The sequence below is a fragment of the Alsobacter sp. SYSU BS001988 genome (assembly GCF_054796215.1).
Genome location: NZ_JBTAMK010000017.1, coordinates 16,169 through 36,126 on the forward strand (window position 1 = coordinate 16,169; position 19,958 = coordinate 36,126).

The 19,958-nt window shown below is 70.1% G+C and carries 18 protein-coding genes and 1 pseudogene; 7 read left to right on the forward strand and 12 right to left on the reverse strand.

The window, feature by feature from the left end; translation table 11 throughout:
- Positions 1–3: 3 nt before the first annotated feature.
- The 3 genes from prfA to ACYVO7_RS22015 form a co-directional block, all read right to left on the reverse strand.
- Positions 4–1,080 carry a peptide chain release factor 1 gene (gene prfA, locus ACYVO7_RS22005; RefSeq protein WP_460451926.1) on the reverse strand — a complete coding sequence of 359 codons (1,077 nt, stop codon included), beginning with the start codon at positions 1,078–1,080 and terminating at the stop codon, positions 4–6.
- 45 nt (positions 1,081–1,125) lie between these two features.
- Positions 1,126–3,393, reverse strand: a complete 2,268-nt coding sequence (ptsP, locus tag ACYVO7_RS22010) for a phosphoenolpyruvate--protein phosphotransferase (RefSeq protein WP_460451927.1) — start codon at positions 3,391–3,393, stop codon at positions 1,126–1,128.
- Positions 3,394–3,551: 158 nt separating this feature from the next.
- A complete protein-coding gene (locus tag ACYVO7_RS22015; protein ID WP_460451928.1) occupies positions 3,552–4,787 on the reverse strand; it encodes an aspartate kinase in 1,236 nt (411 codons plus the stop codon).
- 154 nt (positions 4,788–4,941) lie between these two features.
- Between ACYVO7_RS22015 and ubiG the strand changes: the two genes are divergently transcribed.
- Entirely contained in the window at positions 4,942–5,715 is a 774-nt protein-coding gene (gene ubiG / locus ACYVO7_RS22020) for a bifunctional 2-polyprenyl-6-hydroxyphenol methylase/3-demethylubiquinol 3-O-methyltransferase UbiG (RefSeq protein ID WP_460451929.1), read from the forward strand.
- Here ubiG and ACYVO7_RS22025 read toward each other — a convergent pair.
- From ACYVO7_RS22025 to ACYVO7_RS22045, 5 genes are all read right to left on the reverse strand, one after another.
- Positions 5,655–7,277 (reverse strand): methyl-accepting chemotaxis protein, encoded by a 1,623-nt coding sequence (locus tag ACYVO7_RS22025; RefSeq protein WP_460451930.1) that lies wholly within the window; start codon positions 7,275–7,277, stop codon positions 5,655–5,657. The genes ubiG and ACYVO7_RS22025 overlap by 61 nt on opposite strands.
- Before the next feature lie 301 nt (positions 7,278–7,578).
- The gene (locus ACYVO7_RS22030) at positions 7,579–8,082 is read right to left on the reverse strand and encodes a DUF1178 family protein (RefSeq protein WP_460451931.1); all 504 of its coding nucleotides are present in this window, start codon (positions 8,080–8,082) and stop codon (positions 7,579–7,581) included.
- 39 nt (positions 8,083–8,121) lie between these two features.
- Entirely contained in the window at positions 8,122–8,994 is an 873-nt protein-coding gene (locus ACYVO7_RS22035) for a carbon-nitrogen hydrolase family protein (protein ID WP_460451932.1), read from the reverse strand.
- 36 nt (positions 8,995–9,030) lie between these two features.
- Positions 9,031–9,288, reverse strand: coding sequence for a glutaredoxin 3 (gene grxC / locus ACYVO7_RS22040; protein ID WP_460451933.1), 258 nt, complete (start codon positions 9,286–9,288; stop codon positions 9,031–9,033).
- Positions 9,289–9,385: 97 nt separating this feature from the next.
- On the reverse strand, positions 9,386–10,150 hold the full coding sequence (locus ACYVO7_RS22045) for a ComF family protein (protein WP_460451999.1): 765 nt from the start codon (positions 10,148–10,150) through the stop codon (positions 9,386–9,388).
- Between the two features lie 148 nt (positions 10,151–10,298).
- On the opposite strand from ACYVO7_RS22045, the gene ACYVO7_RS22050 reads away from it, so the two are divergent.
- A complete protein-coding gene (locus ACYVO7_RS22050) occupies positions 10,299–11,207 on the forward strand; it encodes a methyltransferase domain-containing protein (protein WP_460451934.1) in 909 nt (302 codons plus the stop codon).
- Positions 11,208–11,210: 3 nt separating this feature from the next.
- Here the strand turns inward: ACYVO7_RS22050 and ACYVO7_RS22055 are convergent, their stop codons facing one another.
- Positions 11,211–11,996 carry an HpcH/HpaI aldolase family protein gene (locus tag ACYVO7_RS22055; RefSeq protein WP_460451935.1) on the reverse strand — a complete coding sequence of 262 codons (786 nt, stop codon included), beginning with the start codon at positions 11,994–11,996 and terminating at the stop codon, positions 11,211–11,213.
- 107 nt (positions 11,997–12,103) lie between these two features.
- The gene (locus tag ACYVO7_RS22060; protein ID WP_460451936.1) at positions 12,104–12,427 is read right to left on the reverse strand and encodes a DUF1476 domain-containing protein; all 324 of its coding nucleotides are present in this window, start codon (positions 12,425–12,427) and stop codon (positions 12,104–12,106) included.
- 326 nt (positions 12,428–12,753) lie between these two features.
- Between ACYVO7_RS22060 and purC the strand changes: the two genes are divergently transcribed.
- Complete coding sequence (purC, locus tag ACYVO7_RS22065; RefSeq protein WP_460451937.1) at positions 12,754–13,548, forward strand: phosphoribosylaminoimidazolesuccinocarboxamide synthase; 795 nt, start codon at positions 12,754–12,756, stop codon at positions 13,546–13,548.
- A gap of 55 nt (positions 13,549–13,603) precedes the next feature.
- Here purC and ACYVO7_RS22070 read toward each other — a convergent pair whose 3' ends face one another.
- Complete coding sequence (locus tag ACYVO7_RS22070; RefSeq protein WP_460451938.1) at positions 13,604–14,002, reverse strand: GFA family protein; 399 nt, start codon at positions 14,000–14,002, stop codon at positions 13,604–13,606.
- A 195-nt stretch (positions 14,003–14,197) separates the two neighbouring features.
- Between ACYVO7_RS22070 and zapE the strand changes: the two genes are divergently transcribed.
- On the forward strand, positions 14,198–15,373 hold the full coding sequence (gene zapE, locus ACYVO7_RS22075) for a cell division protein ZapE (protein ID WP_460451939.1): 1,176 nt from the start codon (positions 14,198–14,200) through the stop codon (positions 15,371–15,373).
- A 10-nt stretch (positions 15,374–15,383) separates the two neighbouring features.
- Here zapE and ACYVO7_RS22080 read toward each other — a convergent pair.
- Positions 15,384–16,672 (reverse strand): annotated as a pseudogene (locus ACYVO7_RS22080) (Nramp family divalent metal transporter).
- Between the two features lie 110 nt (positions 16,673–16,782).
- On the opposite strand from ACYVO7_RS22080, the gene ACYVO7_RS22085 reads away from it, so the two are divergent.
- The 3 genes from ACYVO7_RS22085 to sucC all read left to right on the forward strand — a co-directional run bounded on the left by ACYVO7_RS22085 (position 16,783) and on the right by sucC (position 19,957).
- Complete coding sequence (locus ACYVO7_RS22085; protein WP_460451940.1) at positions 16,783–17,397, forward strand: TetR family transcriptional regulator; 615 nt, start codon at positions 16,783–16,785, stop codon at positions 17,395–17,397.
- 292 nt (positions 17,398–17,689) lie between these two features.
- Positions 17,690–18,652, forward strand: a complete 963-nt coding sequence (gene mdh / locus ACYVO7_RS22090; protein WP_460451941.1) for a malate dehydrogenase — start codon at positions 17,690–17,692, stop codon at positions 18,650–18,652.
- 111 nt (positions 18,653–18,763) lie between these two features.
- On the forward strand, positions 18,764–19,957 hold the full coding sequence (gene sucC / locus ACYVO7_RS22095) for an ADP-forming succinate--CoA ligase subunit beta (protein ID WP_460451942.1): 1,194 nt from the start codon (positions 18,764–18,766) through the stop codon (positions 19,955–19,957).
- Position 19,958 lies beyond the last annotated feature (1 nt).

Genomic DNA, 19,958 nt, shown 5'->3' on the forward strand with positions numbered 1-19,958 from the left:
CGGTCAGCCCTCCTGCGAGGCCAGGAGCGCCGCCTGATGCTCGGTGGTGAGCGCGTCGACCACCTCGTCCAGCGCCGCGCCCTCCATCACCTGCGGCAGCTTGTAGAGGGTGAGGTTGATGCGGTGGTCGGTCACCCGGCCCTGGGGGAAGTTGTAGGTGCGGATGCGCTCCGAGCGGTCGCCCGAGCCGACCTGCGAGCGCCGGTCGGCGGCCCGCTCGCTGTCGCGCTTCTGGCGCTCCATGTCGAAGACGCGGCTGCGCAGCAGGTCCATGGCCTTGGCCTTGTTGCGATGCTGCGAGCGCTCCTCCTGCATCATCACCACGATGCCGGTCGGCAGATGGGTGATGCGGATGGCGCTCTCGGTCTTGTTGACGTGCTGGCCGCCCGCGCCCTGCGCCCGCATGGTGTCGATCTGCAGGTCCTTTTCGTCGATGTGCACGTCGACGTCCTCGGCGATCGGCAGCACCGCCACCGTGGCGGCGGAGGTATGGATGCGGCCGCTGGTCTCGGTGTCGGGGACGCGCTGCACCCGATGGACGCCGCTCTCGAATTTCAGGCGGGCGAACACGCCCTTGCCGTGCACCTCGGCCACGATCTCCTTGTAGCCGCCCATCGTGCCTTCGCTCTCGGAGAGGATCTCCACCTTCCAGCGCTTCATCTCGGCGTAACGCTGGTACATCCGGAAAAGGTCCCCGGCGAACAGGGCCGCCTCGTCGCCTCCCGTTCCGGCGCGCACCTCCAGGATGGCGCCGCGCTCGTCGGCCGCGTCCCGGGGCAGCAGCATGAGCCGCACCTGGCGCTCCAGCGCGTCCACCCGCTCGGCGACCTCGTCGCGCTCGGACCGGGCCAGCTCGCGCATCTCCGCGTCGGTCGCCGGGTCGGCCAGCATGGCGTCGACCCCCGCCAGCTCGGCCTGCGCCGCCTGGTAGTCGCGCAGCGCCGCGACCACGGGATCGAGCTCGGAAAGCTCCCGCGACAGGGCCACATAGGTCTCGGCGTCCGGCCCGGACGACAGCCGATCGGTGATGATCGCATGTCGCGACTGGATGGCGTCGAGCTTCTGGAGCGGCAGCGTCATGGCATCTTCCGGGGGCGGAGGGCGGCGGCGGCGAAGGGACGCCGGCTACAACGCGATGTCGTGCTTCTTGGCGAAGGCGACGTAGTGGGGCCGCAGGGTGTCGGCCGCGGTGCGCTCCTCCAGGAGCGAGCCCAGGTGGTCCGTCAGCTCCTGCAGGTTGAGCGACAGCAGCATGGCCTTCACGGGGCCGATCGAGGCCGGCGACATCGACAGGGACCGGTAGCCGAGCGAGAGCAGCGCCATCGCCTCGAGCGGCCGTCCGCCGAGCTCGCCGCACAGCGTGACCGGAATGTCGTGCCGCGCGCCGGCGTCGGCCACGCATTTCAGCGCGCGCAGGCAAGCGGGGTGAAGCGGGTCGAAGCGGTCCGCCATCTGCGGGTTCTCGCGGTCCGCCGCGAACAGGAACTGCATGAGGTCGTTCGACCCGACCGAGAGGAAGTCCGCCTCGCGCGCGATCTCGTCGATCTGGAACAGCAGCGACGGCACCTCGACCATGACGCCGAGCTTCACCTCGGACGGGAGCTGGTGCCCGTGGCGCTCCAGATGGCCGATCTCCCGCTGCACGATGGCCTTGGCGCGGACGAATTCGTCCACGGTCGCCACCATGGGGAACATGATCTTCATCTCGCGCCCGCCGCCCGCCTTGAGCAGCGCGCGGACCTGGGCGCGCAGCAGCCCCGGCCGGTCCAGCCCGATGCGGATCGCCCGCCATCCGAGCGCCGGGTTCTCCTCCTCCACGGCCCGCATATAGGGCAGGACCTTGTCGCCCCCGATGTCCAGGGTGCGGAACGTGACGGTCTTGCCCGGCACCGAATCAAGCACGGCGCGGTAGAGCGCGAGCTGCTCGGCCGTCGACGGCAGCCGCTCGGCGACCATGAACTGCAGCTCGGTGCGGAACAGCCCGATGCCGTCCGCGCCCGTCTCCTCGACATGCGGCAGGTCGACGACCAGGCCGGCGTTGAGGTGCAGGCACACGCGCACGCCGTCCTGCGTGACGGCGGGCTGGTCGCGCAGCGCCCGGTACTGCTCCTGGCGGCGGGCGCGCAGCCGCGCCTTCTCGCGGAAGGCGGCCTCGACGTCGGGCTGCGGCCGCAGATGCACCTGGCCGACGCCGCCGTCGACGATCAGCGCGTCGCCCGTCTCGGCCAGTCCGGCGATGTTCTCCACATTGCCGACGGCCGGGATGCCGAGCGCGCGCGCCACGATGGCGATGTGGCTGGTGGGTCCGCCCTCCTCCAGCACGAGCCCGCGCAGGTGGCGCCGGTCATAGTCGAGCAGGGCGGCCGGCCCCATGGAGCGCGCCACCAGGATGGCGTTCTCCGGCAGGGCGGCCTGGCCGCCCACCATCTCGCGCCCGACGAGGCGGTGCAGCAGGCGGTTGGCGAGCTCGTCGAGATCGTGCAGCCGCTCGCGCAGGTAGGGATCGGTCTGCCGCATCATCCGGGCGCGGTTGTCGGACTGCACCCGCTCCACGGCGGCTTCGGCCGTGAGGCCCGACGCGACCGCCTCGCGCAGGCGCCGGATCCAGCCCTGGTCGTGGGCGAACATCCGGAAGGTCTCGAGCACCTCGCGGTGCTCGCCCCCATGCGCGACGTCGCCGCGGTCGATCAGGGCGTCGATCGAGGAGCGCAGGTCGGCGACCGCCTCGTCGAGGCGGCGCACCTCGCGGCCGGGATCGTCCGCGATCAGGTTGGAGACGACGACGCGCGGCTCGTGCAGCACCACATGGCCGAGCCCCACGCCGTCCGACAGCGGCTGGCCCGACAGGCTGAAGGGCCGCCGCAGCGCGATGTCCGCGCCGGGACGCGCCAGCGTCTGGAACTCGGTCGAGGCGATGATCTCGGCCAGCACCATCGCGGTGGTCTGCAGCGCCTCCACCTCCTCCTCGGAGTAGAGGCGGTGCGCCCGGTTCTGCACGACCAGCACGCCCAGCGTGTTGCCGGCCCGCAGCACCGGCACGCCCAGGAAGGACTGGTAGATCTCCTCGCCCGTCTCCGGCTTGTAGGCGAAGGCCGGATGCGACTGCGCGTTGGGCAGGTTGAGCGGCTGCGCCTTCTGGGCGATCAGGCCGACCAGGCCTTCGCCGGCCGTCATGGTGGTGAGGTGGACGGCCTCGCGCTTCAGTCCCTCGGTGGCGTAGAGCTCGAGCGTGCCGTCGGCCCGCAGCACATAAAACGAGCAGACCTCCGCCACCATGTTGTTGGCGATCAGCACGACGATCTTGTCGAGACGCGCCTGCGCGCTGACGGGCTCCGCCATGACTTCGCGGAGGCGTCGCAGCAAAAGGCGCGGACCGCCGAGAGCGCCTCGCATCAGTATCCTCACCGTCTGTCCGTCCGCGGCGCAGCGCCTGCGCCACGAATCGGGGTCGGAACGGAACCTCCGTTCCCGAGACCATTACCCTACCATCAGGGCGTCATGCAAAGTCCACGCCGACGCTGCGCCACAGCCCCGGCGGGGTCCTGCAGGGCTCAGGCCTTGTCGAGACCGTAGAGCGAATGCAGGGTCCTGACCGCCAGTTCCGTGTAGGCGGCGTCGATCAGGATCGAGAACTTGATCTCCGAGGTCGTGATCGCCCGGATGTTGATGCCCTTTTCGGCCAGCGCCTTGAAGGCCTTGGCGGCCACGCCGGCGTGGCTGCGCATCCCCACTCCGATCGCCGACACCTTGACCACGTCCGTGGCGCCCTGGAGCGTCTGGTAGGCGATCTCGGACCGGCTCTTCTCCAGGATCGAGCGCGCCCGCTCGAAATCGGCGGTCGGCACCGTGAAGGTGATGTCGGTGGTGGTGGTGTCGTCCGACACGACCTGGATGATCATGTCGACATTGATGTTGGCGTCGGCCAGCGGCACGAAGATCGCGGCCGCCACGCCGGGCTTGTCGGCCACGCGCCGGAGCGTGATCTGCGCCTCGTCCTTGGAGTACGCGATGCCCGTGACGATCTGCTGCTCCACGATCTCCTCCTCGTCGCAGATGAGAGTACCCGCCTGCGGGTTGGCAGGGTCGTCGAATGACGAGCGCACGAAGGTGCGCACATTGTGAACCATGGCGAGCTCGACCGAGCGCACCTGCAGGACCTTGGCGCCCAGCGACGCCATCTCCAGCATCTCCTCGAAGGCCACCTTGTCGAGGCGGCGCGCCTTGGAGACGATGCGCGGATCGGTCGTGTAGACGCCGTCCACGTCGGTGTAGATGTCGCAGCGGTCCGCCTTGACGCCCGCCGCCAGCGCGACCGCGCTGGTGTCGGACCCGCCGCGGCCGAGCGTCGTGATGCGCCACGTCGCCTCGTGGACCCCCTGGAAGCCGGACACCACCGCGACCTCGCCGCGGGCGAAGCCCTGTTCCAGGCGGGCGCCGTCCAGGCCGGTGATCCGGGCCGAGCCATGCGCGTCCGACGTCAGGATCGGGATCTGCCAGCCCTGCCAGGAGCGGGCCGGGACGCCCAGGTTCTGCAGCGCCAGCGCCAGCAGGCCGGACGTGACCTGCTCGCCGGAGGCCACCACCACGTCGTATTCGCGGCTGTCGTAGAGGCTGCTGGCGTCCTTGCACCAGCCGACGAGCTCGTTGGTCTTGCCCGACATGGCCGACACCACGACGGCGACCTGATGGCCGGCGTCGACCTCGCGCTTGACGTGCTGAGCGACATTCCTGATGCGCTCGATGTTGGCGACTGAGGTGCCGCCGAACTTCATGACGAGACGGGCCATGCGGGTCTTCGCGTCCGGTGTCGGTGCGACAGCGGCGACGGCTTGCGCCGCGGCGACTGTCGTCGGAAAAGGGCGCACACTCATGACGGCGGCGCCTGGAGCTGTCAACGGCCCCGGACGGCCGCGGCGTGCATTGCACAGGACGGAGGACCCGATGAGCGCTGGCGCCGGAACGATCGACGAAGCCGAGGTGGCCCGCTTCGAGCGCATCGCCAGGACCTGGTGGGACCCGGACGGGGCGATGAAGACGCTGCACCGGTTCAACCCGGTCCGGCTCGCCTATGTGCGCGACGCCGTCGCCCGCCATTGGGCGCGGGACGCGCAGGACGGGCGGCCCCTGGAGGGACTTACGGTCCTGGACGTCGGCTGCGGCGGAGGCCTGCTCTGCGAGCCCCTCGCCCGCATGGGCGCGACCGTGACCGGGATCGACCCGGCCCCGACCAATGTCGAGGTGGCCCGCCTGCACGCCGAGAAGGTGGGGCTCGACGTCGCCTACCGGCGCGCCGCCGTGGAGGACCTCGTGGCCGAGGGCGCGCGCTTCGACGTGGTGCTCGCCATGGAGGTGGTGGAGCACGTGTCCGACGTCGGGTTCTTCGTCGAGAGCTGCTGCGCCGCCGTGAAGCCGGGCGGGCTCCTCTTCATGGCCACTCTCAACCGGACCATGAAGGCCTTCGCGCTGGCGATCGTCGGCGCGGAATACGTGCTGGGCTGGCTGCCCAAGGGCACCCACCAGTGGGAGAAGTTCGTCACCCCGGAGGAGCTCGCCGCGGCGCTGCACGGCGCCGGCTTCAAGCTGCGCGACGAGGTCGGGGTGGTCTACAACCCCCTGAGCCGGACCTGGCGCACCTCGTCCGACATGTCCGTGAACTACATGGTCTGCGCCGGGCCCAAGGCCGCCCCCGGCGCGGCGCCGGCGTCCAGCCCATAGGCGGTGCGGACATTGCCCCAGTGCCGGCCCTGGACGAAGATCGGGGCCGCGACCTCCCGGACCACGTCGCTCTGCGGATCGCCGAACTCGGCCCGGTAGGAGTGGATCAGGCTCGGCCGCAGGTTGCGGGCGGCCGCCAGCGCCGGGCCGTCCGCGAGGAGGCGGCGGGCGAGCCCGCGCGCCTGCGCGGCGGAGCCCCGCGCCTCGACGCAGAAGCCGTTGCGGTCGACCACGAGCGCGGCCAGGGGCCGCGGCCGCGCGGCGCAGTGCGCCTCGATGATCTCCCCGAGAGCCTCCTCGATGACGGGCAGGCACGCGATGCTGAACCGCGGCGGGTCGGAGCCCGGCGCCGCCACGTAGCCCGTGTCGAACAGGTCGGAGGCGGAGAGCCAGCCCTCCAGGATGAGCACCTCGAAGCGCGCCGCCACCGCCTCGGCCAGCGCCGAGCTGCGCGTCAGCAGCGGGGCGTAGTCCTCGTGCAGCTGCGAGAGCAGGTTGCGCAGCGCCGACCGCGACGCCTGGTCGGCCTGCAGGATGCGCAGCCCCAGGCCGTCCCGCCGCACCGACGCGACGCGGGCCTCGAAGCGCCCCAGCGACGGGACCTCGAGCGCCACGGCGCGGCCGACGTCGTCGAGCGAGGCGTCGCCCGTATGCACGAAGGCGCCGTCGAGCGAGAGGTTGCCGGTCTGCACCGCCAGCACCCGCTCGCCCACATGCAGCCGGGCGGCCATCACCACCGGCAGCCGGTCGGCGACGGTCTCCTGCGTGTCGGCCTGGCGGACCAGGATGGCGGCGTTCTCGCCGAGCCGCGTGATGGTGGCGGCGGTCTTCTCGGACGCGACGTCCGCCTCGGCGGCCAGTTGGACCGCCTCGTCGCCGAGTTCGTCGATGAGGACCGCTTCGGCGTTCACCTCCTCGGCGAACTGGGCCGCGTCGGCGGCGCTTCGGCCGATGTCGGTCGTGGTCGCGACCTGGATGGACACGGCGTCGACGACGGTCGCGAAGGACTCGCGCAGGTCGTTGATCGCCTCGCCCAGCGTGGCCACGTCGTCGATGGAGGTCAGCGCGCTGGCCCTCACCTTGTCGATCGTGGTGGCGATCCGGGTCGTGGCCTCCTGGGTGGCGATGGACAGCGCCTTCACCTCCGACGCCACCACGGCGAAGCCGCGCCCGGCGTCTCCGGCGCGCACGGCCTCGATGGTGGCGTTGAGCGCCAGGAGGTTGGTCTGGCGCGCGATGGAGGCGATGAGGTTCACCACCTGGCCGATCTCGGCGACGGAGTCGCGCAGCTGCCCGACGCCTTCGCTGGCGCGCCGGGCGCGGGCCTCCGCGGCGTCGACCGTCTCGCTCGACTTGCTGATCCGGGTGCCGATCGTGTGGCTGGCGGCCGCCAGGTCGCGCAGCGCGGCCGAGATGGCGCCCGAGCTGTTGCGGGCCACCTCGGCCATCCCGGCGAAGGTCTGCGCCTTGCCGCGCAGGCGCTCGACGAGCCCGAAGGCGTCGCGCAGGCGGCGGCGCAGCTCGATATTGGCGTCTCCGACCTCGCGCACGCTGCGGAACACGTCGGCCTGCGTCAGGCGGATGGTTTCGCTGCCGTCGCGGTTTTCCAGAAGATCCTGAATGCGGCCATGCGGCCGGCCGGCGGCCTCCCCAGCGCCCTCAGCCGCAACGGGGGCTGAATCGGCGGTATTCTGCGACTTTCGAAATAATTTGGGGAGAACAAGCATCGTTTCGGCGGCGCCCAATCCAGCAATGGGCGTATCTTGCCACCGAAAGGTTAAGCGTTATGACCGTCGATGCACGAAAGATCAGCAATCTAAGGTAGATCTTTCAGATCTATGAGCAACCCCGAGTTGCCGCTCGTCAATGCCGGTCGTCCGACAGCCAGGGGATCGCGACCGCGTCGATGCCTTCATCCGCCAGAGCCTGCGCCTCCTCGGGAGTCGCTTGCCCATAGATCGACCGGAAGGCGCTCACGCCCTCGTGCATGCGCCGCGCCTCGGCGGCGAAGCCGCGGCCGACGTCCTCCGACGTGGCCCTGATCTGCTCGCGGACCGCCTTCACGAGTTCGCGGAAGGCGATGTCGCGCTCGGACAGGAGCGCCACCGGAGAGGCCGGCGCATCGGCCGGCGGGCCGGGCGGAGCCGCTGCGGCTTCGCCCTCCTCGGCGGCCGGCGCGTCGCGACGGACGACGTCGAGATCGGTCCGGGCCACGCGCGGCGCCATGATCTGCTTGGCCACTTTCGCGGAACCGCAGAACGGGCACGCCACCAGCCCGCGCTCCGCCTGCTCGTCGAAGGCGGCGCTGTCCCGGAACCAGGTCTCGAAGCTGTGTCCGGCCTCGCAGGAGAGGGCGTAACGGATCATCGCGCAGGGTTTTCCATCACGGGCCGACGCCTCGCCGATTCAGGCGGACCTCGCCAGAGGCGCCTTCGCGACAGGGGCCTCGACATGGTCCAGGTCGAAGGTGCGGGTGTGCTGCAGGGTCGGGATGCGGCCGCGGGCGTCCGCCACGAGGGCCATGTCGATCTCCGCCATCACCACCCCCGGCTGGTCGCCCGCCTCGGCGAGCACGCGGCCCCACGGGTCGACGATGATGGAATGGCCGAAGGTCTCGCGCCCGTCCTCGTGCAGGCCGGCCTGCGCGGCGGAGATCATGAAGGATCCGGTTTCGATCGCCCGCGCCCGGTGCAGCACCACCCAATGAGCCTCGCCGGTCTGCCGCGTGAAGCAGGCCGGGGCCGTGAGGATCTCCGCCCCGGCCTCCGCCAGCGCGCGGTAGAGATAGGCGAACCTGACGTCGTAGCAGATGGACAGGCCGAGGCGTCCGGCCGGCAGGTCGGCCACCACCGCGCAGTCGCCGCCCGTATAGGTCCGGCTCTCGCGCCAGCTTTCGCCATTCGGCAGGTCGACGTCGAACAGGTGGATCTTGTCGTAGCGCGCCTCGATCTCGCCGTTCGGCGTGATCAGGAAGGCCCTGTTGGCGACCTTTCCGTCGTCCCGCAAGATCGCCAGCGAGCCCGCATGGATGTGGACGCGCCTCTCGCGCGCCAGCGTCCGGAAGGCCTCCAGCATGGGGTCCCGGTCTTCGGGCGAGATCGCATCGAACAGGCCGGCCCGGTCGCGGTTGACCGTGTTCGACATCTCCGGAGTCTGCACATAGGCGGCGCCCGCCGTCGCGGCCTCGCGGATCAGGCCCACCGCCTGGTCGATATTGGCCTTGGGATCACGCCCGGACCGCATCTGGGCGCAGGCGGCGACGAAGGAAGAGCGGCTCATGATTCGTCCTGTCGGGGGCTTTAGGGTTGCGTGGCGTCAGGCCGCCAACAATGGATCGAGCTTGCCCGCCCGGTCCAGCGCATAAAGATCGTCGCAGCCGCCCACATGGCGGTCGCCGATGAAGATCTGCGGCACGGTCGTCCGCCCTTGCGCGCGGGACGCCATCTCGGCCTGCCCGGCGCGGTCGGTGGTGACGTCGATCTCCTGGAAGGCGACGCCCTTCAGGCGCAGGAGATCCTTGGCCGAATGGCAATAAGGGCAGTAGGACTTGCTGTAGATCGTGACGGGCGGCATGGAAAGGCTCCGGCTTCTTGATCGTTCGCCCGTCATATAGGCAAGCCGTCGCCGCCATCCAAGCGGCGGCGTAGGACGGGGCCTTGCGTGGCGCGCGTCACGCCGGCCGGCACACGCTGGCGAAGGTCAGCACGTCCACCGCCGCTGCCCCGCCGCGCAGGAGCGCGCGCGATGCGACGTTGGCGGTGGACCCGGTCGTCATCACGGCGTCGACCAGCAGGACGCGCCGCCCCCTCAGCCGCAGGGCGCCGGCCGGCGTGCAGGCCAAGGCGCCCTGCAGGTTGTCGGCCCGCTCGTTGCGGGTGAGCCCGACCTGCGAGCGGGTGGGCCTGCGCCGCTCCAGGCAGTCGAGCGCCAGCTCCCGGCCCGAGGCGCGGGCCACGACCGACGCCAGCGCCGCGGCCTGGTTCATCCGCCGGCGCCAGAGCCGTCCCCGGTGCAGCGGCACCGGGACCACCAGGTCGGCCTCCGCCAGCACGTCGCGCCCGGCGCGGGCCATCCAGCGGCCCATCATGGGCGCAAGGTCCGTCCGGTCGCCGTATTTCAGCTTGTGGACGAGCTCGCGCCCGAGCCCGTCATAGCGCGCGACGGCCCGCGCCCGCTCGAAGACCGGCGGCGCGCTGATCGCGCCCGGCGACAGGAGCCCCTCCCCGAGGTCCACGGCGAAAGGCGTCCCCAGCCGTTCGCAATAGGGACGCTCGATCCAGGGCACGCCGCGCCAGCAGGCGGGGCACAGCGCGTGCGGCCGGTCGGTGGCGGCGCTGCAGGCCGCGCAGGACGGGGGATAGACCAGGTCGACGGCCGCGCGCGCGCCGCGGCGCAGGGCGCCGCCCAGCCAAGCGGCCGCCCTCCCGAGCGGCATCCGGTCGGGCTCGGCGGAGTCTTCGGCGGTCAGGTCGCTCACAGGGCCAGACTAGCGCCACAGCGCGCGGCGGCGCACCACACGTTTGACGGCGCCGGAGGGCCGCCCCATAACCCGCGCTCGCAACCGCGCCGAACCGAGATCCTCCATGAGCGGCCCGCCCGTCCTGTTCGACCGCGATCTCGCCCGCCTCCGGCTGGCCCGAGCCATGCGGGCCGCCGACGGCGACGCGGGCGCGGCCTTCCTGCTGCGGCGCGCGGCCGAGGACCTGGACGACCGCCTGGGCGCGGTGCTGCGGCGCTTCGAGGTCGGCCTCGACCTCGGCGGAGCGCTGCCGCTGGCCGCAGCCCACATGGCCGGGTCCGAGCAGGTCGGATCGGTGCTGCGGCTCGCGCCGCTGGACGAACCTCGCGATCCGCGCTGGGAGACCGCCGTGGCGCCTGACGAGAACCTCCCGCTCGGGCCGGAAAGCGTCGACCTCGTGGTTTCGCTGCTCTGGCTGCAGGGCGTCAACGACCTGCCCGGCATGCTCGTCCAGCTGCGGCGGGCGCTGCGGCCCGACGGCCTGTTCCTCGGCTGCATGGCGGGCGGAGCGACGCTGACCGAACTGCGCCAGTGCCTCACCGAGGCGGAGAGCGAGGTCGAGGGCGGGGCCAGCCCGCGGGTGTTCCCGTTCGCGGACGTGCGCGACCTCGGCGCGCTGCTGCAGCGGGCGGGCTTCGCGCTGCCGGTGACCGACGCCGACGCCTTCGTGGTGCGCTACGCCGATCCTCTGGCGCTGATGCGCGATCTGCGCGCCATGGGGGCGACGAACACGCTCGTCGCCCGGCGCCGCACGCCCCTGCGCCGGGCCACGCTCATCCGCGCGCTGGAGATCTACGCCGAGCGCTTCTCGGACCCGGACGGCCGCATCCGGGCGACCTTCGAGCTGGTCTGGCTGTCCGGCTGGGCGCCGCACGAGAGCCAGCAGAAGCCTTTGCGCCCCGGTTCCGCCAAGATGCGGCTGGCCGAGGCGCTGGGCGTGCCGGAGCGGCCCGCCGGCGACAAGCCGGGCTGATCCTCAGCCCTTGCAGGCTTCGATGAAGGCCTTCGCGCCGGCGCGAAGCTGCATGACGTCCGTGCCGAGCGCCAGGAAGTCGTACCCCATCGCGATCACGTCCTTGCCCTTGGCCCCCGTGGTCACGAAGGTGCAGGCGGCCTTGCCGTGGGCGCGGCAGCGCTCGGCGACATGCCTGAGGGCGTCGTCGACCTCCGCCGACATCGGGTTCACCGAGGCGCCGTTGGCGAGCGCGATGGACAGGTCGGACGGGCCGACCAGCACGCCGTCGATGCCGTCGACCGCGAGGATGTCGTCGAGGGCGGCGAGCGCCTCGCGGGTCTCCACCATGGCGATCGTCGCCGTGAGGCCATTGGCCTGTGCGAGATACTCCGACAGCGTCAGCCCGCACACGTTGAGGGCGATGGCCGGCCCCCAGCTGCGTTCGCCGAGAGGCGGATATTTGGTGAAGGAGACGAGCGCCCTGGCGTCGGCGGCCGAGTTGACCATGGGGGCGATGACGCCCGCCGCGCCGGCGTCAAGGACGCGCGAGGCCGTCGCGAACTGCCCCACCGGGATGCGGACCACGGCCGGCTTGCCGGCCAGCGCGATCTGGGCGACGCCCTGCACGGCCGACGCGATGTCGACGAAGCCGTGCTGCATGTCCAGCACCACCGCGTCGAAGGCCTCGTTGGCGACGACGCCGGCCACGAGCGGATCGGGAAGGCCCACCCAGCCCGTGATCAGACCGGCGCCGGTCCCTTTGCCCAGCCGCTGCGACAGCGACGCGAATGATGGATTGAGCGGCATGCGTTTCCCCTTTGGCCGGTCAGAGCCGGAATGCGGGGAACACTAGGGGCAAGGACGCCGCACCGGCAACCCGGCGGGGCGGCAGCCCTGCCCTGCGCGAGCCTTTGTCAGCGCCCGTCCTGGATCTGCTGGACCGCCTTGGCGAAGAGCTCGCTCATCGCGGTGCGGACCTGCGTCTCGGTGACGGACGCGCCGGCCGCCGAGAGGTCGCCATGCACCTTCCGGAACACGTCCTCGTCTCCGACCTCCTCGAAGTCGGACTTCATGACCTCGCGCGCGTAGGCTTCGGCGTCGGGACCGGACTTCCCGAGCTTCTCGGCCGCCCACAGACCCAGCAGCTTGTTGCGGCGGGCGTTCGCCTTGAAGCGAAGCTCCTCGTCGTGAACGAATTTCTGCTCGAATCCCTGCTCGCGCTTGTCGAACGTCGTCATGGTTCCCTCTCTGGCGGTGCGAAGCCGTTGTTTCCAGCCCCGATATAGCTATGCGCCGCGCCCGGCGCCAGCCGCCCCGGGGCCTTGACTTGCGCCATCGGCCCCGCGGGGCCATATACAGCTCCGAACCGCGGACAGCCGCGATCCTGGGAACCCTCTGGAACCCGCGGGATCACGGCCTTGAAGCCTTGCAGGCCCTGTCATTGTGCTGGCGCCCCCGATCGGCTAGTTTGCGGGCGCGGGCACGAGGCGGGTCCGCCTGAACCCGACCTTGCTCGCCCGCACTCAGTCGCGGACGTTCTCCCAGGGGAGCCACGGCCGTATCCATGGATTTTCTCAAGACACGGTACACGCCGATGAACCGCCGCCGTCGGATCTACGAAGGCAAGGCCAAGGTCCTCTATGAGGGCCCGGAGCCGGGAACGTTGATCCAGCACTTCAAGGACGATGCGACCGCCTTCAATGCGAAGAAGCACGAGGTGATCGACGGCAAAGGTGTGCTCAACAACCGCATCTCCGAGTACATCTTCCAGCACCTGAACGATATCGGCGTGCCGACCCATTTCATCCGCCGGCTGAACATGCGCGAGCAGCTCATCCGCGAGGTGGAGATCATCCCGCTCGAGATCGTCGTCCGCAACGTGGCGGCGGGCTCGCTGGCGACGCGTCTCGGCATCGAGGAGGGCACGCAGCTGCCCCGCTCGATCATCGAGTTCTACTACAAGAACGACGGCCTCAACGACCCGATGGTGTCGGAAGAGCACATCACGGCCTTCGGCTGGGCGACGCCGCAGGAGATCGACGACATCATGGCGCTGGCCATCCGGGTCAACGACTTCCTGTCCGGTCTCTTCCTGGGCGTCGGCATCCGCCTCGTCGACTTCAAGATGGAATGCGGGCGCCTGTGGGAAGGCGACCTCATGCGCATCGTGGTGGCCGACGAGATCTCGCCCGACAGCTGCCGTCTGTGGGACATCAAGTCCAACGACAAGCTGGACAAGGACCGCTTCCGCCGCGACCTCGGCGGCCTCGTCGAGGCCTACACCGAGGTGGCGCGCCGGCTCGGCATCATCACCGAGAACGAGCGCGTGACGACCGGCGGACCCAAGCTCGTCCAGTAACGAGCCGGTCAGGCCCAACGATCCGAAAAAGGCCGCCCTCGCCGGGCGGCCTTTTTCATGCCGGCGGCTCGAAGCGGCTCGCCGGGTCGCGGTCGCGCTCGTAGCGCCGCGCCAGCGGAAAGGGCGGCAGCCAGGCCTCGCGCCGGATGGTCCAGCTCTCATAAGTCGGGGTCAGCTGGTCGGGGGCGTCCAGCGATCCCAGATTCACCTCGACCTCGTCGCCGCTGCGCGCGAAGACCGGCGAGCCGCAGCGCGGACAGAAGAACCGTCCGGCGTAGTCGCGAGTCTCGCCCGCGATGCTCACCGCGTCCTGCGGGAAGATCGCCGAGGCGTGAAACAGCGCGCCATGGTGCTTGCGGCAGTCCATGCAGTGGCACAGGCCGACCCGATAGGGCCTGCCGGTCGCCACGAGCCTGACGTCGCCGCACCAGCACCCGCCCGTCCACCGCTCCATGCCGCATCTCCCCGTCATCCTGCGCCGGGCCAGCCCGTATCGCGCATCTTTCTACGACTTTCGACGCAGGGAAACGCGCAGAACCGCCGTTCGGGTCCCTTTGCGGCCCGCGGCCGCGTTGCGGGCCGGCGCGGCAACCGGTAAAGCCTGCGCGCACCATCCGCCCGCCAAGCCCCTCCCCGGAGCGTTTCCCTCGTGTCAGCCGCACTCGCCGATCGCTATCAGGCGCTCGTCTCCGCGGGCGCGATCGACCCCGATCCCGCCCAGCGGGCCGTGGCCGTGAAGCTCGACGCGCTCGGGGCGTCCCTGGCCGACCGGCATCTCGCCCGCAAGAGCAGCGCGCTGGGCTGGCTCTTCGGCAAGAGCGCGGCGGCGGCGCCCGTTCGCGGGCTCTACATCTGGGGCTCGGTCGGCCGCGGCAAGACCATGCTGATGGACATGTTCCTGGAGGCCGCGCCGATCGCCCGCAAGCGGCACGCCCATTTCCTCTCCTTCATGGCCGACGTGCACGAGCGAGTGCACGCCTTTCGCCAGCAGGTGAAGCGGGGCGAGGTGAAGGACGCCGACCCGATCCCCCCGGTCGCGGCCTCGATCGCGGCCGAGGCCTCGCTGCTGTGCTTCGACGAGTTCACCGTCACCGACATCGCCGACGCCATGATCCTCGGGCGGCTCTTCACCGCGCTCTTCGCCGAGGGCGTCACCGTGGTGGCGACGTCCAATGTCGAGCCCGACCGCCTCTATGAGGGGGGCCTGAACCGGGCGCTGTTCCTGCCCTTCATCGAACTCCTGAAGGAGCGCATGGAGGTGGTGCGCCTCGACGCGCGCACCGACTACCGTTTGGAGAAGCTGGCCGGCGCCGACGTCTGGCGCACCCCCGCCGACGAAGCCGCCCGCGAGCATCTCGACCAGGCCTTCCGCCGGCTCACGGGCGGCGTCCGGGGCGCCCCCATGACGTTGACCGTGAAGGGCCACGACGTCTTCGTGCCGTCGGCCGCGCAGGGCGTCGCCCGCTTCGGCTTCGCGGATCTCTGCGACAAGCCGCTGGGCGGCTCGGACTATCTGGCGGTGGCGAACCGCTTCCATACGGTCATCCTCGACGACATCCCGGTGATGGGGCTCGAGCACCGCAACCAGGCCAAGCGCTTCATCACCCTCATCGACGCGCTCTACGACAACACCGTCAAGCTGGTCGCCAGCGCCGAGGCGGAGGCCCAGAGCCTCTACACCGCCGCCGAGGGTCGCGAGGCGTTCGAGTTCGACCGCACCGTGTCGCGCCTGATCGAGATGCGCTCGCAGGACTATCTCGCGGCCCCGAAGGGCCGCCGCGATTCCGCCGCCTCGGGCGACACGACCGGACTGGTCGAGACCTGAGCGCGACCGCTCAGGCCATCGCCCAGGTCGCCAGCATGGCGGCGACGACCAGCGCCATCACGGCCGTGGCGGCCCAGCCGCCGACGCGCAGGACCGGCCCGGCGGCGACCGGACCCATGACCTTGCGGCTCGACACGAGGCGCATCATCACGGCCATGACCGGCACCGCCACCACGCCGTTGATCACGGCGGTCCAGAACAGCATCTTGATCGGATCGAGCGGCGACAGGCCGATCAGGGCCCCGATGATGGTCGAGCCGGCCACGATGGAGTAGAAGCCGCGCGCCTCCAGCGGCTTCAGCTCCAGCGAGGACCGCCAGTTGAAGGCCTCCGCCACCGCATAGGCGGCCGATCCGGCCAGGACGGGCACCGCCAGAAGCCCGGTGCCCAGGATGCCCAGCGCGAAGAGGAAGAAGGTGAGCGGACCGGCGAGCGGCCGCAGGGCCTCGGCCGCCTGGGCCGACGTCTCGATGTTCGTGATCCCCTGCTGGTGGAGCGTGGCCGCCGTCGTCAGCATGATGCAGGCGGCGATCGCGATCGAGAACCCCATGCCGAACGCCGTGTCCACGCCGATGCGCTTCAGGACGGGCTTGATGTGGCCGTGATAGTCGCGCAGGGCGCGGACATGATGGTCGAGCTTCATGTCCTCGACCTCCTCGGCCGCCTGCCAGAAGAACACGTAGGGGCTGATCGTGGTGCCGAAACGGCCACCACGGTGACGATGTAGTCGGCGTTCCAGGTCAGCTGCGGGAGGAGCGCGCCCAGCGCCGCCTGCTCCCACGGGATGCGCACGGTCAGCACGGTCCCGACATAGAAGAACAGCACGACCGTGAGCCCCTTGAGGATGGGCGCATAGCGCCGATAGGGAACCATCACCTCCAGCACGACGCAGAAGGCGCCGAGCAGCACCGCGTAGAGGGCCGGATGGCCCCCGATCACCAGCGACGTCGCGGCGCCCATGGCGGCGAGGTCGGCCGCGATGTTGATGGTGTTGGCCGCCAGCACCAAGACCACGATCCACACCATGGCCCAGCGGGGGAACACGGCCCGCATATTGGCCACGATGCCCTCGCCGGTGGCACGGCCGATCCGCGCGCTCACGACCTGGATGGCCACCATGAACGGATAGGTGAGGATGACCGTCCAGAGCAGGCCGAACCCGAACTGCGCGCCGGCCTGCGAGTAGGTGGCGACGCCCGACGGATCGTCGTCCGCGGCCCCCGCCACGAGCCCCGGCCCGAGCAGCCGGAGGATCGTCCGCTTGGGAACCCGCGTGCGCGCTCTGGTGTGAATGGACACGGCGTCCCGCCAAGATTGAGCCGCCGACCCTAGGAGGGGCGCCCGGAATGGTCAATGACGGGACCGGCGCGCCGCGCTATTGCTTCCCGATCTAGCCGTCCGGACCCGCCGTGCCTCCTGCCCCCGCCCCGCCGACCGACAGCACCGACGCCCGCATCCTGGCGATCGCGGCCGAGCATGTGCGGCGCTACGGCATGGCGCGCACGACCGTGACGTCCATCGCCCGCGACGCTGGGATGACGCACGCCAACGTGTATCGCTACTACCGCTCCAAGTCGGCGCTGGCCGACGCGGTGACGGCCTCCTGGCTGCGGCCCATCGAGGCCCTGCTGGCCGACACCGCCGACGCGCCCGACCCGGCGGACGACAAGCTGGAGCGCATGATCCTCGGCCTCGCGGCGGCCCACCGCGACAAGCTGGAGGCGGACCCCAACCTGTTCGACCTCTATGTGGACGCCTTCGAGGAGATGCGCGGCGTCGCCCGCAAGCACCGGGCGAGGGTCCGCACCCTCATCGACCGGGTGGTCGAGGAAGGCGTCGGATCCGGCCTGTTCCATGTGCGCCGGCGGGACCGCGCCGTCACGCTGCTGCTCGACGTGGTGTTCCGCTTCGTCCATCCGGTCCCCGTCCGGATGGACCGGGAGACGCCGCGCAAGCTCCTGGACGAGCGCCTCGGCGCCGCCTTGAGGGTGGCCCTGCGCGGCCTGGCGGCCGGAATACTCTAGGCTGACAGCCCAAAAAACCTGTTACGATTGACAAACTTCGTCATTTGTCACTGCCGTTTCTTTAGGCGGAGGCGCCGGGGACGAATCGCGGCGGCTTGAGCCAAGTCTTTGCGGTATAAACGGAAAAACCAGGCCCGCTTCGCCCTTGATCTTGATCCCAGGGCGGGAATTTCAACCTGCGTCGGTCTTTAGGTTGACTTGATGCCGCCATGCGATGGGGCTATGCCACCTGCCGTCCCGGGCGGACATGGCCTGCCGCGGGACGGCTGCTTGTTCAAGGAACCCTCGACTCATGGCGCGCAAGAAGATCGCTCTGATCGGCTCTGGGCAGATCGGCGGAACCCTCGCCCATCTCGCCGGCCTGAAGGAACTCGGCGACGTCGTTCTCTTCGACATCGCGGAAGGCGTTCCCCAGGGCAAAGGCCTCGACATCGCCGAATCCTCCCCGGTCGACGGCTTCGACGCCAAGTACACGGGCGCCAACTCCTATGAGGCGATCGCCGGCGCCGACGTGGTGATCGTCACGGCGGGCGTGCCGCGCAAGCCCGGCATGAGCCGCGACGACCTCCTCGGCATCAACCTCAAGGTGATGTCGCAGGTCGGCGAGGGCCTGAAGCAATACGCCCCCGACGCCTTCGTGATCTGCATCACCAACCCGCTCGACGCCATGGTGTGGGCGCTGCAGAAGGCCTCCGGCCTGCCGAAGAACAAGGTCGTCGGCATGGCCGGCGTGCTCGACTCGGCCCGCTTCCGCTACTTCCTGGCCGAGGAGCTCGGCGTCTCCGTCAAGGACGTGCACGCCATGACGCTGGGCGGCCACGGCGACGATATGGTGCCGCTGATCCGCTACTCGACCGTCGGCGGCGTGCCGCTGCCCGACCTCGTCAAGATGGGCTGGCTCACCCAGGAGAAGCTCGACAGCATCGTCAAGCGCACCCGCGGCGGCGGCGGCGAGATCGTCGCCCTCTTGAAGACCGGCTCGGCCTTCTACGCCCCGGCCGCCTCCGCGATAGCGATGGCGGAGAGCTACCTGCGCGACCAGAAGCGCGTGCTGCCCTGCGCGGCCTATCTGGACGGCCAGTACGGCGTCTCCGACATGTATGTCGGCGTGCCGGTGCTGATCGGCGAGAACGGCGTCGAGAAGATCGTCGAGATCGCCTTCGACGAGACCGAGAAGGAGATGTTCTCCAAGTCGGTCGCGGCCGTGAAGGGCCTCGTCGACGCGTGCAAGCAGATCAATCCCGCTTTCGCGTGAGTAAAGTCGTGAGGTCGTAAGCTCGTGAGGTCGTGAGATCGGCTAGCCGGTCCCGCGCGCCTCTTCCGCCGACCTCACGACCTCACGACCTCACGACCTCACGAGGACCCCATGAACATCCACGAATACCAGGCCAAGGCGGTGCTGAAGGAGTTCGGCGTTCCGGTCTCCAAGGGCCGCGCCGTCTTCAAGGTCGAGGAGGCCGAGGCGGCCGCCAGGGAGCTTGGCGGGCCGCTCTGGGTGGTCAAGTCCCAGATTCACGCCGGCGGGCGCGGCAAGGGCAAGTTCAAGGAAGCCGAAGCGGGCGAGAAGGGCGGCGTGCGGCTCTCCCGTTCGATCGACGAGGTCAAGCAGAACGTCCGCGAGATGCTGGGCAAGACGCTGGTCACCATCCAGACGGGCCCGGCCGGCAAGCAGGTCAACCGCCTCTACATCGAGGACGGCTCCGACATCGACAAGGAATTCTACCTGTCCATGCTGGTGGACCGCGCCAGCTCGCGCATCTCCTTCGTGGTCTCCACCGAAGGCGGCATGGACATTGAGGAGGTGGCGCACTCCACCCCCGAGAAGATCGTCAGCTTCTCGGTCGACCCCGCCACGGGGGTGATGCCGCATCACGGCCGCCGCGTCGCCAAGGCGCTGGGCCTGACGGGCGACCTCGCCAAGCAGGCCGAGAGCCTCGTCTCCAAGCTCTATGCGGCCTTCGTGGCCAAGGACATGGAGATGCTGGAGATCAACCCGCTGATCGTCGGCAAGGACGGGAACCTGAAGGCGCTCGACGCCAAGATCTCGTTCGACGGCAACGCCATGTACCGCCACCCGGACGTCTTCGCCCTGCGCGACGAGACCGAGGAGGACGCCAAGGAGATCGAGGCCTCCAAGTACGACCTCAACTACATCACCCTGGACGGCACGATCGGCTGCATGGTCAACGGCGCCGGCCTGGCGATGGCCACCATGGACATCATCAAGCTCTATGGCGAGAGCCCGGCGAACTTCCTGGACGTCGGCGGCGGCGCCACCAAGGAGAAGGTGACGGCGGCCTTCAAGATCATCACGGCCGACCCGAACGTGCAGGGCATCCTGATCAACATCTTCGGCGGCATCATGCGCTGCGACGTCATCGCCGAAGGCGTGATCGCGGCCGTGAAGGAGGTCGGCCTCAAGGTTCCGCTGGTGGTGCGCCTCGAGGGCACCAACGTCGACCTCGGCAAGGACATCATCGCGAAGTCCGGCCTCAACGTGATCTCCGCCGACGACCTCGACGACGCCGCGCAGAAGATCGTCAAGGCCGTGAAGGGCTGAC

Bases quoted from the DNA above. Each gene is read 5' to 3' on its own strand.
- ACYVO7_RS22035 (WP_460451932.1), bottom strand. From the start codon at position 8,994: ATGAGCCGCTCTTCCTTCGTCGCCGCCTGCGCCCAGATGCGGTCCGGG.
- prfA (WP_460451926.1), bottom strand. From the start codon at position 1,080: ATGACGCTGCCGCTCCAGAAGCTCGACGCCATCCAGTCGCGACATGCG.
- ACYVO7_RS22030 (WP_460451931.1), bottom strand. From the start codon at position 8,082: ATGATCCGTTACGCCCTCTCCTGCGAGGCCGGACACAGCTTCGAGACC.
- grxC (WP_460451933.1), bottom strand. From the start codon at position 9,288: ATGCCGCCCGTCACGATCTACAGCAAGTCCTACTGCCCTTATTGCCAT.
- ACYVO7_RS22070 (WP_460451938.1), bottom strand. From the start codon at position 14,002: ATGGAGCGGTGGACGGGCGGGTGCTGGTGCGGCGACGTCAGGCTCGTG.
- ACYVO7_RS22050 (WP_460451934.1), top strand. From the start codon at position 10,299: ATGAGCGGCCCGCCCGTCCTGTTCGACCGCGATCTCGCCCGCCTCCGG.
- ACYVO7_RS22015 (WP_460451928.1), bottom strand. From the start codon at position 4,787: ATGGCCCGTCTCGTCATGAAGTTCGGCGGCACCTCAGTCGCCAACATC.
- ACYVO7_RS22060 (WP_460451936.1), bottom strand. From the start codon at position 12,427: ATGACGACGTTCGACAAGCGCGAGCAGGGATTCGAGCAGAAATTCGTT.
- sucC (WP_460451942.1), top strand. From the start codon at position 18,764: ATGAACATCCACGAATACCAGGCCAAGGCGGTGCTGAAGGAGTTCGGC.
- ACYVO7_RS22045 (WP_460451999.1), bottom strand. From the start codon at position 10,150: ATGCCGCTCGGGAGGGCGGCCGCTTGGCTGGGCGGCGCCCTGCGCCGC.
- ptsP (WP_460451927.1), bottom strand. From the start codon at position 3,393: ATGCGAGGCGCTCTCGGCGGTCCGCGCCTTTTGCTGCGACGCCTCCGC.
- ACYVO7_RS22055 (WP_460451935.1), bottom strand. From the start codon at position 11,996: ATGCCGCTCAATCCATCATTCGCGTCGCTGTCGCAGCGGCTGGGCAAA.
- ubiG (WP_460451929.1), top strand. From the start codon at position 4,942: ATGAGCGCTGGCGCCGGAACGATCGACGAAGCCGAGGTGGCCCGCTTC.
- mdh (WP_460451941.1), top strand. From the start codon at position 17,690: ATGGCGCGCAAGAAGATCGCTCTGATCGGCTCTGGGCAGATCGGCGGA.
- purC (WP_460451937.1), top strand. From the start codon at position 12,754: ATGGATTTTCTCAAGACACGGTACACGCCGATGAACCGCCGCCGTCGG.